The sequence below is a fragment of the Thermosynechococcus sp. genome, from assembly GCF_046299655.1.
In the GTDB taxonomy this organism is placed as follows: domain Bacteria; phylum Cyanobacteriota; class Cyanobacteriia; order Thermosynechococcales; family Thermosynechococcaceae; genus Thermosynechococcus.
On record NZ_JBKBHZ010000003.1, the window covers coordinates 82,198 to 94,111 of the forward strand.

Annotated in this window: 11 protein-coding genes and 1 tRNA gene; 7 read left to right on the plus strand and 5 right to left on the minus strand. The window is 54.0% G+C overall.

Annotated elements, in window-relative coordinates; all coding sequences use genetic code 11:
• Positions 1-23 precede the first annotated feature (23 nt).
• Together ACK4HN_RS03280 and ACK4HN_RS03285 are read right to left on the minus strand one after the other, a co-directional pair.
• Entirely contained in the window at positions 24-701 is a 678-nt protein-coding gene (locus ACK4HN_RS03280; protein WP_409868677.1) for a RibD family protein, read from the minus strand.
• Positions 698-1,054, minus strand: coding sequence for a DUF1830 domain-containing protein (locus ACK4HN_RS03285; RefSeq protein WP_409868676.1), 357 nt, complete (start codon positions 1,052-1,054; stop codon positions 698-700). The genes ACK4HN_RS03280 and ACK4HN_RS03285 overlap by 4 nt, the downstream gene beginning before the upstream one ends.
• A 213-nt stretch (positions 1,055-1,267) precedes the next feature.
• Between ACK4HN_RS03285 and ACK4HN_RS03290 the strand changes: the two genes are divergently transcribed.
• The 6 genes from ACK4HN_RS03290 to ACK4HN_RS03315 all read left to right on the plus strand — a co-directional run bounded on the left by ACK4HN_RS03290 (position 1,268) and on the right by ACK4HN_RS03315 (position 7,644).
• Positions 1,268-2,830 (plus strand): photosystem II high light acclimation radical SAM protein, encoded by a 1,563-nt coding sequence (locus ACK4HN_RS03290; RefSeq protein WP_409868675.1) that lies wholly within the window; start codon positions 1,268-1,270, stop codon positions 2,828-2,830.
• Between the two features lie 87 nt (positions 2,831-2,917).
• On the plus strand, positions 2,918-3,931 hold the full coding sequence (locus ACK4HN_RS03295) for a type I glyceraldehyde-3-phosphate dehydrogenase (protein WP_409853475.1): 1,014 nt from the start codon (positions 2,918-2,920) through the stop codon (positions 3,929-3,931).
• Positions 3,932-3,965: 34 nt separating this feature from the next.
• Positions 3,966-5,120, plus strand: a complete 1,155-nt coding sequence (locus ACK4HN_RS03300; RefSeq protein ID WP_409868674.1) for a pyridoxal-phosphate-dependent aminotransferase family protein — start codon at positions 3,966-3,968, stop codon at positions 5,118-5,120.
• A gap of 8 nt (positions 5,121-5,128) precedes the next feature.
• Positions 5,129-5,596 carry an MEKHLA domain-containing protein gene (locus ACK4HN_RS03305; RefSeq protein ID WP_409868673.1) on the plus strand — a complete coding sequence of 156 codons (468 nt, stop codon included), beginning with the start codon at positions 5,129-5,131 and terminating at the stop codon, positions 5,594-5,596.
• Positions 5,597-5,640: 44 nt separating this feature from the next.
• Positions 5,641-6,651 carry a DUF389 domain-containing protein gene (locus tag ACK4HN_RS03310; protein WP_409868672.1) on the plus strand — a complete coding sequence of 337 codons (1,011 nt, stop codon included), beginning with the start codon at positions 5,641-5,643 and terminating at the stop codon, positions 6,649-6,651.
• 81 nt (positions 6,652-6,732) lie between these two features.
• Entirely contained in the window at positions 6,733-7,644 is a 912-nt protein-coding gene (locus tag ACK4HN_RS03315) for a branched-chain amino acid transaminase (protein WP_409868671.1), read from the plus strand.
• A 464-nt stretch (positions 7,645-8,108) separates the two neighbouring features.
• Here ACK4HN_RS03315 and ACK4HN_RS03320 read toward each other — a convergent pair whose 3' ends face one another.
• The 3 genes from ACK4HN_RS03320 to ACK4HN_RS03330 form a co-directional block, all read right to left on the minus strand.
• Positions 8,109-8,546, minus strand: coding sequence for an ATP-binding protein (locus ACK4HN_RS03320; RefSeq protein WP_409853513.1), 438 nt, complete (start codon positions 8,544-8,546; stop codon positions 8,109-8,111).
• Positions 8,547-8,700: 154 nt separating this feature from the next.
• Positions 8,701-11,295 carry an AAA-like domain-containing protein gene (locus ACK4HN_RS03325; protein ID WP_409868669.1) on the minus strand — a complete coding sequence of 865 codons (2,595 nt, stop codon included), beginning with the start codon at positions 11,293-11,295 and terminating at the stop codon, positions 8,701-8,703.
• A gap of 102 nt (positions 11,296-11,397) precedes the next feature.
• Positions 11,398-11,781 (minus strand): DUF4359 domain-containing protein, encoded by a 384-nt coding sequence (locus ACK4HN_RS03330; protein WP_409877220.1) that lies wholly within the window; start codon positions 11,779-11,781, stop codon positions 11,398-11,400.
• 46 nt (positions 11,782-11,827) lie between these two features.
• Here ACK4HN_RS03330 and ACK4HN_RS03335 point away from each other — a divergent pair.
• Positions 11,828-11,900: transfer RNA gene (locus ACK4HN_RS03335), tRNA-His, on the plus strand.
• Positions 11,901-11,914 lie beyond the last annotated feature (14 nt).

Genomic DNA, 11,914 nt, shown 5'->3' on the forward strand with positions numbered 1-11,914 from the left:
AACGCAGGTTGCCTTGCAACCGGTCAAGCATAATAATGTAGACGATAGTGAAGATACACCTCATTGCCCACAGGCAAGACATTCAAGAGTGTCAACGTCCCTGCAAATTCGAGACCAGCGGGGTAGAGGCTCGGTGCGGCTGATCCCAACAACAGGGGACATAGAGTCAACCACAATTCGTCCACAGCACCTATGTGCAATAGGGACGCTAGAAGCTGTCCTCCCCCCAAGACGGCCAAGGTCTGAATGCCAGCCCCTTGAAGGTGCCTAAACGCTTGCCGCCAATCAATCTCTTCCACCCCAGCACACCAACAGTGATCAAAGGCAGTGGATCCTTGCCAACGGCTGGCACCTTTCTCGGTGGTCAATAGGGCACGGTGAATCGGCTGGCGAAAGAAAGGGAGATTGGGATCTAATTCACCACTGGCAGAGCAGACAATTTGCAAGGGTTGGGGCGATCGCCCTTGGTGTTCGCGCTCGGCAATGAGATAGGGAGATTGCAGGCGCATCGCTGTCCCCCCCATGCGCAGGGTTGTTGCGCCAAAAAGCACCGCGTCCACTTGCGCCACCTGTTGCTCAAGGTGCTGAAAGTCGTAGCGAGAGGCAATGCGCTCTCCTGGGGTCTGCGCGCGAGCTAGCCTACCATCTAAACTGATGGCCAGAATAGCCGTCACTTGGGGACGGGACAGAAGCGGATTCAATGGCTGACCACTTTCTCAACCGCTGCATCACGGCCTTCATTAAGTAATTCTAGCCGTTGCTGGCTGACGGGATCACTGGGGAAAAAATTATCTCCCCCCTCTTGCACCAGTAGCTCCGTACAGGGGATCGTATCGGAAAGAATAGCACTGGCCATCATGCCGCTGTGAACTTCCAATTGACCTGCCCGTGGGGATTCAAAAACGAGGTGTTGCCCCGGAAAAACAACCCGCTCAAAATACCAATTGGGAATATTTGTAATGCGCACCACCTGAATTTTGCTGGTGGCGTTGACATAACAGCAGAGGATGCGATCGCAACTGTCACTAGGGACGGGATCAAAGATTTGCGGCATAGGAAGTAATGGTTTGTTATGGGACGTGTCCTTACCCTTGTTAGCCTAACATTGTCAATTCGATACAGTTGTAAACTCAACTACAGGATGGACAGTTAATCCTTTCCTTGAGTTGCCGTGATCCCCTACTGGAAAGGCGCAAATGTGTTAAAACCTAAACAGCGATAGAGATTTATTAATAATTTAGCGTTTCCATAGATCTTGGACTAACCTATGTCCCCGCGTGTCCTCTACGTCCGTCTCCCCTGCAACCCGATTTTTCCCATTGGTGTCGTCTATCTTGCGGACTATATCCATAAGCAATTACCCAGTGTTGAACAACGCATTTTTGATTTAGGAACGGTGCCCCCCCTTGATTTTCGCCGTGCCCTTGCCCAAGTGATTGATGACTTTCAACCCACGCATCTGGTGTTCTCTTGGCGGGATATTCAAATTTATGCCCCGGTGGGGGGACGGGGGGGCAATCCACTGCAAAATGCCTTTGAGGTCTATTACGCCCGCAATCCCTTGGTGAAGTTACGGGGGGCGATCGGAGGTCTGCGGGTGATGAGTGCCTACTATGGCGAACTGTGGCGGAACCTGAACCTGATCCGTTTGGGACTCCACCATGCTAGGCGTCACCATCCGGAAGTCACGACCATTGTCGGTGGCGGTGCGGTCAGTGTCTTTTATGAACAACTGGGTTCTCAATTGCCCAAAGGTACGATTGTTTCCGTAGGTGAAGGGGAAACGCTGCTGCACAAAGTCCTAACGAACCAGCCAATTGCCGCAGAGCGTTGTTACATTGCCGGTGTTGAAAAGCCCCGCGATCGCCTGATCCACGAATGGCCCACCCCCATTGAAAAAACTGCCTGCAACTACAACTACATCGAGACCATTTGGCCAGAATTTGAGTATTACCTTCAGGGGGGCGACTTCTACATTGGTGTGCAAACCAAGCGGGGCTGCCCCCACAACTGTTGCTACTGCGTCTATACGGTGGTTGAAGGCAAACAGGTGCGCATTAACCCGGCTGAAGAAGTCGTCGCCGAAATGCGCCAGCTCTACGATCGCGGTGTGCGCAACTTCTGGTTTACCGATGCCCAATTTATCCCTGCTCGCAAATTTATCCCCGACGCGATCGCCCTGCTGCGGGAAATCCTCAAAGCAGGCATGAATGATATTCACTGGGCGGCCTACATCCGTGCCGATAACCTCACCCCCGAACTGTGTCATCTCATGGTGCAAACGGGGATGAACTACTTTGAAATCGGCATTACCAGTGGCTCCCAAGAGCTGGTGCGGAAAATGCGCATGGGCTATAACCTGCGCACAGTACTGCAAAACTGCCGCGATTTGAAAGCCGCCGGGTTCAATGCCCTTGTTTCCGTGAACTACTCCTTTAACGTCATTGATGAACGTCCTGACACCACTGCCCAGACGATTGCCTACCACCGCGAACTGGAACGCATTTTTGGTGCGAACAAGGTTGAACCAGCCATCTTCTTTATTGGCCTGCAACCCCATACCCACCTTGAGGAATACGCCCTTGAACGCGGCATTTTGCGCCCCGGCTACAACCCCATGAGTCTGATGCCTTGGACCGCCAAGAAACTGCTCTGGAACCCCGAACCTATGGGATCCGTCTTTGGGGAAGTGTGCCTTGCGGCTTGGCGCCTCAATCCCAATGACTTTGGCCGCACCGTCATGGCTCTGCTGGAAGAGCGCTTTGGCCGCGCTCCCTTGGAGGAGGCCTTGTCTGCACCACTCGAGGAGCGCCCTTTGGTGCATCGTTAAAAAAAGCGTAATAAAATGACCATTCCCCCTTAGAATGTTTCCTAGATCATTTCTGGCAATGAGTTAGTAAACAGAGGAAGGGATCAGGTGGTTAGAGTCGCTATCAATGGTTTTGGGCGCATCGGTCGGAACTTCATGCGTTGCTGGTTACAGCGGAAAGCCAATAGCAAGCTAGAGATTGTAGGCATCAACGATACCTCCGATCCCCGCACCAATGCCCATTTGCTGAAGTATGACTCGACGTTGGGCATTTTCCACGATGCCGAAATCAGCGCTGATGACGACTGCATTTACGCAGGTGGTCATGCGATTAAATGTGTGTCCGATCGCAACCCTGAAAATCTGCCTTGGAGCGCTTGGGGCATTGATCTCGTCATTGAAGCCACGGGAGTCTTTACTAGCCGTGAGGGCGCGAGCAAACACCTCAGCGCCGGTGCCAAGAAAGTTCTCATTACCGCACCCGGCAAAGGCAATATTCCCACCTACGTGGTCGGGGTGAATCACCACACCTACGATCCCAGCGAGGACATCGTCAGCAATGCCAGTTGCACCACCAACTGCTTAGCCCCCATTGTCAAAGTGCTCCATGAAACCTTTGGCATTCAGCAGGGGATGATGACGACGACCCACAGCTACACGGGGGATCAACGCCTCCTTGATGCCAGCCACCGCGATCTGCGGCGGGCACGGGCAGCCGCCATGAACATTGTGCCTACCTCTACGGGGGCTGCTAAGGCGGTCGGTTTGGTCATTCCCGAGTTGCAAGGGAAGCTCAACGGGATTGCTCTGCGGGTACCCACCCCCAATGTTTCAGTAGTGGACTTTGTGGCGCAGGTGGAAAAACCTACCATTGCGGAGCAGGTGAACCAAGTAATTAAAGAGGCCTCTGAAACCACGATGAAGGGGATTATCCACTATAGTGAATTGGAGCTGGTGTCCTCGGACTATCGCGGTCACAACGCCTCTTCGATTTTGGATGCGTCCCTAACCATGGTGATGGGGGGTCATCTGGTGAAAGTAGTGGCTTGGTACGATAACGAGTGGGGCTATAGCCAGCGGGTTCTGGACTTGGCAGAGCACATGGCTGCCCACTGGGCTTAGTCGTTTCATTTTAAGGATTGGTTCGCAACTCACAATGCAAGATAAATCGATGTTAATGATTCCGGGTCCTACGCCGGTGCCGGAGTCAGTTCTTCTGTCCCTCAGTAAACATCCCATTGGCCATCGCAGCGGTGACTTTAGCGAGATCATGGCGGCGGTGACAGCGGGGTTGAAATGGCTGCATCAGACGGCGAATGATGTACTCATTTTGGCTGCCAGTGGCACAGGGGCAATGGAGGCCGGGATCATTAACTTTCTCAGTGCCGGCGATCGCGTCCTTGTGGGCTGTAACGGTAAGTTTGGCGATCGCTGGGCAGAAGTCTGTGAGGCCTATGGCCTCAAAACCGAGCGTATTACCGCCCCTTGGGGACAGCCCCTCAATCCTGAGGACTTCAAAGCGGCGCTAGAGGCGGACACCGCTAAAACGATTAAGGCGGTGATCATTACCCACAGTGAAACCTCAACGGGGGTGATCAATGATTTAGAGGCAATCAACCGCCATGTCAAAGCCCACGGCCAAGCCCTCATTATCGTGGATGCCGTCACCAGTTTAGGTGCGGTGAGTGTGCCTATTGATGAGTGGGGGTTAGATGTGGTTGGTTCGGGTTCCCAAAAGGGCTATATGATCCCACCAGGGCTGGCCTTTGTCAGTGTCAGTCCTAAGGCTTGGGAAGCCTACAAAACGGCGACGCTGCCGAAGTTTTATCTTGACCTCGGCAAATACCGCAAGGACGCTGCCAAGAACACAACGCCCTTTACTCCACCTGTGAATCTCTTCTTTGCCCTGAAAACGGCTCTGGAGATGATGCAAGCGGAGGGCTTGGAGAATATCTTTGCCCGCCATCAGCGCCTGATGCAAGCCACCCGTGCCGCCATGAAAGCTCTCAACTTGCCTCTTTATGCCCCCGATCACTGTGCCAGTCCCGCCATTACTGCTGTGGCACCCCAAGGGGTGGAAGCCGAGAAGATTCGCAGCCTGATGAAAAAACGCTTTGACATTGCCCTAGCGGGTGGTCAAGATCACCTGAAGGGGCAGATTTTCCGCGTGGGTCACTTGGGCTTTGTGAGCGATCGCGATATTTTGGCAGCTGTCAGTGCCCTTGAGGCGGTGCTTGGGGAATTGGGGTACAGCAACTTTAGCCCCGGCGCTGGGGTAGCCGCTGCCAGTCGTGTCTTGACCACCACGTAAGTACCTAAATGATGGAGCCTTGGTTGCAGCCACCGGCAGTCCAGCAGGCACGACGCATTTGCGCGAGTTTTCAGCGGTGGACAGGGCGATCGCTCCTACCTGATGCTCCTGAGGATGACTTGGACTTAGCGCAGCAATTGTTCCACTGGCCACAACCAGTTCTTTCCCACGGCTGTGAGGCAGATCCCATCCTCAACTATGGCAACCACGCCGCCCTAGCCCTGTGGGAACTCCCTTGGACAGAACTGGTGCAACTCCCCTCGCGACTGACAGCGGAACCCATTGCCCAAGAAGAACGCGCGAGACTTCTGGCTGAAGCAGCCCGCCAAGGCTACGCCAATAACTACAGTGGTGTGCGCGTCTCCCGCTCTGGGCGGCGGTTTCGCATTGAAAATGCTTGGATCTGGACCGTTTTGGATGAGAGGGGTACCCCCGTCGGACAGGCAGCAACGTTTGATCAATGGCAATTCCTGTAGGATTGATCTAACCCCCGCGTGTAAGTTGCTTTCCAAGGTTGTCCATGAAAGAACTCCTTGCCCATTGGCTGCATCGGGTCCAAACCTTCCGCTACCATCGCCGCACAACGGAAAGCCTCAATCAGTTGATTCAGATGCTCTATGCGGAATCCCATCTGAATGTTCCCTATGTGGTCTTGATTGTCACCTCCTGCGCGATCGCCACCTTTGGACTACTCTCCAACAGTGCAGCGGTGATTATTGGCGCCATGGTGATTGCGCCCCTGATGCTCCCCATACGGGGCTTGGCGCTAGCGGCTCTCGTTGGCGAATTTAAGATGTTTTGGCAAGCGGCTCTTGCCCTGATTGTCGGTAGCCTCATGGCCATTGGCATGTCTTGGACGATTGGCGTCATGGTGGGTCTGGAGGTCTATGGCAGTGAAATCATGGCACGCTCCCAACCCAATCTTCTGGATTTGGGGATTGCTGTAGCGGCTGGAGCGGTGAGTGCTTACGCAGTCGCAGAACCCCGTGTCTCGAATACCTTGGCGGGGACAGCGATCGCTGTTGCCTTGATGCCCCCTGTTTGTACCATTGGCTTAGGGATGGCGCAGTTAAATGCTCGGCTCAGTATTGGTGCGACCCTACTGTATTTGACAAACCTGCTCGGCATTACCTTAGCCTGTATGGTGGTTTTTGTGATCGTTGGCTATATTCCCCTGCATCAAGGTCGGCGCCCGCTGACAATTGCGACTGTCCTCACGGGTCTTTTGGTGATTCCCTTAGCCATTAGTTTTACCCGCCTCATTGAACAAGCGCGACTACAAAATCAGGTCCGAAAAGCACTGACTCGGGGAACGTTGACTTTTCAACGTCTCGATTTGTTGGGAATGGAAACCGACTGGGTGAGGAATCCACCCGTGGTGCGGGTCAACGTGCGTGCCCGTGAACCTGTAACCTCTAAGCAGGTTGCCCTGATGGAGGAGTTTATCCAGCAGCGGATGCAGCGCCCGTTTCGTCTAGTGCTGCAAGTCTCGAATGTTGAAGAAGTGACCTCCGAGACGCCCTTGCCTTAGGTTTTTGGAGCATTAAGCCAAAATGTTAGACTATTGAGATTGCAGCCTAAATTATATTTAGCCAACGCTTCACATCAACGCATGAGTGACTTTCTCCCCTACGCCTATCTCAATGGTCAGTTTGTTCCCTTTGCAGAGGCCAAAATTTCTGTGGCAACCCATGCCCTTCACTACGGCACCGCAGCCTTAGGAGGCCTGCGCGGTTTGCCCAATCCCGCCAATGCTAAGGAAATTCTCCTTTTTCGCCTTGAGGATCACTGTCGTCGCCTCAGTCGCAGTGCCCACTATCTGGGCTATGAATTACCCACGGGCGAAATTAAGTCCAAGATTGTCGAATGGGTGCAGAAAAATCAACCCAGCGTGCCCTTTTATATCCGTCCTTTGGTCTATACCTCTGGCTTGGGGATTGCGCCACGGCTCCATGATATTGAGAAGGATTTTCTCATTTACGGCATGCCCCTTGGTGATTACCTCTCAGCCGCAGGCGTCACCTGTCGCATTAGTTCTTGGCAGCGGCAGTGCGATCGCTCGTTTCCCCTGCGGGGCAAGCTGACCAGCTCCTATATTGTCTCGGCACTGGCAAAAACAGAGGCGGCGGCCAGCGGCTTTGATGAAGCGATTCTCCTCAACGATCAGGGGAAAGTTTGCGAAGCCACAGGAATGAATCTCTTTTTAGTGCGGGAGGGGCAACTCATTACGCCAAGTGTGGATCAGGATATTTTGGAGGGGATTACGCGCCGCAGTGTGATTGAACTGGCGCAAGCCGCCGGTGTCAAAGTGATTGAGCGCCCCGTGGATCGTACGGAACTGTTGATTGCTGATGAGGTCTTTTTAACCGGCACGGCTGCGCGAATTGTGCCTGTCAGTCGGATTGAGACCTACACGCTGCCTAGCGATCGCCCCCTAACACTGCACCTGCAAAAGCAACTCCAAGCGATTGTTGAGGGTCGCGATCCCCAGTATCGCCACTGGATTGATGTAGTTCCCCTGTGACATACTCCCGGCCCTCACGCTTCGCGTAGAGGGCGGCTTTCTCCAGTCTTTCGACCTTCGCGTTTTATAGTGAGCCGATGCCCTAGGCCCACTGTTTTGATGAGTATCGCAGAGTTCATGTCTCGCGACATGGATGCGCCACAATGAGAACATCCATGCCAGCGGTCAGACAACTCCTTGGGTCCTCGGTTCTTTCCGCCTTTTTACTACAGTACAAAGGCGGAAATTTCAGCTTTGTACGGCAGGATGTTGTTCAGGAACCCTGCTATCCCCGGATCAGCAAAACTTTCATTCAGGCCGGATTTAGCCGCTTGACCATTGGGCAGCGATTATAGCACACACTTATTGAACAGTAAGACTCCCCTCGCTCGGGCACTTCGAGGGCAGCGAACCCCCTCAGCGCCCTTAGCTCTCATCCCGACGCTCCCCTTCGGAAGAGCGCGGGGCTTCCCGCCGATTAGCGATTAGCTAAAGTGGTCGTGATCGGTTGACGTGAGGTACTTGCAGAGGCTCAATTCAGTTCCCTTGGCGTTCCAATACACCTCATCAAAGATGGCGTAGATCAAAAATAGCCCTCGGCCACATTCACAGTCGGCGGCGGGTAGCAGTTCATCCGCCGTCTCAGATACATGACTGGGCGGTGAGAAACCATCTCCTTGATCCGTAATCACCCACCAGCATTGATCAGCAGAAAAGGTATAACGAACGGAAACCAGTTTTTCGGGATTGAGTTGATTGCCGTGGCGAGCCGCATTAACGAGTGCTTCTTGAAGACCCAGCCTCACTTCCTCTTTGTACTGGGGGGGGAGATCACTAAGTAGAATCTCTAGGATGGGTTGGAGAAAAAGTGTTGAGGGAAATGCTAGGGTTTGCCATTGAGGCGCAACGTACATTAACGTCATAGACGGCACAACCCGCGAAGCATAATTGGGCAATGGGAGGCAAATCCAAGACTGCTCAAAGTCATTGGCGGATAACCGAACCCCTCTAGCTTTAGCTTAGCAAGGGAGTCGTTGCTCACACAACCGTTCTCTGTGCTGCTGATCCTTCGGGCAACTAATGCAGGCGATCGCCAAAATAGCGACGGTAAAGATCACAGCGCACCCGAGCCAGATTTCCCTCCAGTGTAATCAGTCCCAAACTGTGGAGCTTAAAGCCAACGGTGCTATCCACCACACTGCCGTTGTCCGCTTGCAGAACTTCCCTAAAGGCAGGCACGAGATCTGCTTGCTGCTGGAGATGCCACCACTGGCGTCGCAGGTGATCGCGATATAACCCTGTTTCTGAGGCTGCATTGGCCATTAGCTCCTGCCATGTTAGGTCTTGGCGGGCAAGATGATAGAGGCTCAAGCGGATGAGGTAGGGATGACCTCCCACCAAGTGCTGCAGGTCTTGGAGCTGCCCCTCTGAAAGATTCAGGCCGTGGAGGCGGCACAACTCAGCAATTTGTTCTGAATTAAATTCCGGCAGATCAACGGCTAAGCCAACATTAAAGGGGGATTGGTTAATGTCGAGGGGAATGTAGACTTCAGTGCCATGAACCACAATCAGACGGAGGTTGCGCCAAATATCGCGGTTTTTGCCCTCTTCATGCCATGCCCGCAACAGGCCAAAGAAGTCACTGGCCACTGCCGGATATTCAAATACCCGATCCACTTCATCGAGTCCGAGGACAAGGGGGCGACTCTCAAATTGTGTCCCCGATTTTTGGCAATTGGGTAAAAGATACTCCTCAAAATAGGCGGTGCAGTTATATTTACTGCCAAAGATGTCATCCCAATACTCATTGAGGCGGTTTTCTAGCCCTAAGCGCCGCCCGACACTGGCACAGACCCAGCGCAGTAGTTTTTCCAAATCACTGAAGACTTGGGCATCCGCCAGTTGGAAACTGAGGGGAACCGTGCCATAGCCTTCTTGGGTCGCGCGGTAGAGCAGCCGTGCCATGAGCGAAGTTTTGCCCATTTGGCGGGGGGCTTTGATGCGAATCAGGGAGCCGGGCTGCAGGAGGGTTTCGCGACAGCGTTGCTCAATGGGGGGTCGCTCAATATAAAACGCTGAGGCCACTTCCACTTGCCCTTCGGGAAGTTCTGGCTCCGCCACGGGAAGGGGCGCACCATTCCTTACCAATGTGTCCGTTTGAGCAGGTTCAGCAATCGTTTCTTGAGCTGCATCGCTACTAGTGGCCACAGGGGCAGTGGTCGCATTCACCAAGTCGAGAATCTCCTGCAGCAGGGCGTCGGTGTCCGCTGGCGATCGCCAGAAGCGCTGTTGGAGGCGATGCAGGTAGCCGCGCAACTCATAGTTCAAGGGCATATCCAGCGGAAAATTGACCCGCACAGGCAAGATAAAGGGACGGCGATCGCTCCGTTGCGCTTGCAACTGTTTGACCGTGCGGACTTCCTCGAGCACCATTTCACTTTGAGCCGCCGTTTGCGACAGCAACAGAACAAAGAAATCACACTGTTTGAGTTCCTGGTCAATCCGCTGTGCCCATGCCTCCCCTAGGCGGATACTTTGGCTGGCCATAAAGGGTTGGTGCCCCGCCTTTTGCAACACCTCTTGGAGCGCACTGGCCAATTGCAAATCGGTGCCGTCACTGGAGTGACTAATAAACACATAGCGACCTTGGCGGGGAAGGGCGGCGGTGGCGGGCGGGGGAGAGGACACTGGCTTGGGGGCGGTGGTTTGCGGCGGCTGCGTGGCAACGGGAGGCAGCGGACTGGGGGGCAGTGTAGAAGCCTTCTCACTCGCCTTTGGCGATCGCCAGAGGTCTTGGACAGGGGTTTTTAGCAATTTACCAAGGCGAACCCAAAAGGACTTGGGCACTTCCACCTGTTGCAGGCTGGCAAGGGCCTCGGCAGCCGTGGCGAAGCGTTCGTAGGGGGAAGGATGAATCAGCTTATTGACAAACTGCACTAGGCGATCGCTGACTGGTTCAGCGGCTTGCCAACACCAACAGCCGTAGGGGTCTTGGGTCAGTTGCAGGGGACTCAATCCCGTCAATGCCTGTACCGCCACCATCCCCAAGGAATAGAGATCGCTGGCCGGACGCGGACGACCTTGGGCTTGCTCTGGAGCCATATACCCCGGAGTGCCAATGGCGATCGTCTGCGGATTTGTCTCTCCCACCAAGGTACCGCCACCAATGGAGACCCCCATCTCCTTCACCGCCCCAAAATCAATGAGTACCAAGCGGTGATCCGATTGGCGACGAATCAAGTTATCGGGTTTGATATCGCGGTGGATGACCCCACACTGATGCACAAAGCTGAGAATGCCAAGGGCATCTTGGAGTAGCTCAATCACCCGTGCTTCTGACCACGCATAGCCCGGCAACAACTCCTGCCGTAGGACTTGACCCTCGATAAAGTCCTGAACAAGGTAAAACTCGTTGTCTTCCTCAAAGTAGGCAAGGAGGCGGGGGATTTGCGCGTGACTACCCAAGCGCTCTAGGATTTGTGCCTCCCGCTGAAAGAGCGATCGCGCCAAAGGGAGAAAGGCCACATCGGTACGGGCGGGGCGTAGGTACTTAACTACACACTTGGCACGAAAGGGGCGATGAATATCCTCCGCCAGAAAGGTTTGGCCAAAGTTCCCTGCCCCCAAGACTCGAATGAGTTTATAGCGCCCGCCAAGGGTCTTCCCAATCATGGTAATTACTCCTCGTTCATATATCTTGGCACAGCCCTTCTTTGCTCCACCATTGCAGGGGGAATTGGAAGCGATTCACCTGCTGCTAGAGCAGAGGGAGCTTTATAGCGTTAGCGGAATAATTTGACCAAACAGGCCAAGGCTCCAGACGGTTTGAATTGGCAGTTCGGTGACAAAGAGGGTGGCCACGCCAAGGTTATAGGCTTGGGTGTTGTAGGCGATGTAGCGTTCAATGGCTTCTGCTGGGCGGGATTCCAGTTGATCGCAGACTTCCAAAGCTACCATGGCGATCGCGCTATCGCGGTTGATGATCTCTGGGCACACCTGAGTCAAAAGAAAGGTGTTTATTTCTGCTGCGGCACGGTGTTGATAGTCGGCAGGGGTGGGATTGGTGAGACAGGCCGTAATAATCCCCAAGAGCAAGAAGGCGCCACCGCCCCACCAGAGAGGGCGTGCCATGACTTGGGAAAGGAGAGGCACTTTCATGGAAGAGTTCTCTATGCTATGCTAGAAGACTAGCTCAGGAAACATGGCGAGCGTAGCCAAGTGGTTAAGGCAGTGGATTGTGGTTCCACCATTCGTGGGTTCGAGTCCCATCGCTCGCCCTTTATTCTAGTGG

What these genes read in the sequence shown, in the direction of transcription:
- ACK4HN_RS03285 (WP_409868676.1), bottom strand. Translation starts at nt 1,054, where the DNA reads ATGCCGCAAATCTTTGATCCCGTCCCTAGTGACAGTTGCGATCGCATC.
- ACK4HN_RS03330 (WP_409877220.1), bottom strand. Translation starts at nt 11,781, where the DNA reads ATGAAAGTGCCTCTCCTTTCCCAAGTCATGGCACGCCCTCTCTGGTGG.
- ACK4HN_RS03320 (WP_409853513.1), bottom strand. Translation starts at nt 8,546, where the DNA reads ATGACGTTAATGTACGTTGCGCCTCAATGGCAAACCCTAGCATTTCCC.
- ACK4HN_RS03305 (WP_409868673.1), top strand. Translation starts at nt 5,129, where the DNA reads ATGATGGAGCCTTGGTTGCAGCCACCGGCAGTCCAGCAGGCACGACGC.
- ACK4HN_RS03300 (WP_409868674.1), top strand. Translation starts at nt 3,966, where the DNA reads ATGCAAGATAAATCGATGTTAATGATTCCGGGTCCTACGCCGGTGCCG.
- ACK4HN_RS03325 (WP_409868669.1), bottom strand. Translation starts at nt 11,295, where the DNA reads ATGATTGGGAAGACCCTTGGCGGGCGCTATAAACTCATTCGAGTCTTG.
- ACK4HN_RS03315 (WP_409868671.1), top strand. Translation starts at nt 6,733, where the DNA reads ATGAGTGACTTTCTCCCCTACGCCTATCTCAATGGTCAGTTTGTTCCC.
- ACK4HN_RS03290 (WP_409868675.1), top strand. Translation starts at nt 1,268, where the DNA reads ATGTCCCCGCGTGTCCTCTACGTCCGTCTCCCCTGCAACCCGATTTTT.
- ACK4HN_RS03310 (WP_409868672.1), top strand. Translation starts at nt 5,641, where the DNA reads ATGAAAGAACTCCTTGCCCATTGGCTGCATCGGGTCCAAACCTTCCGC.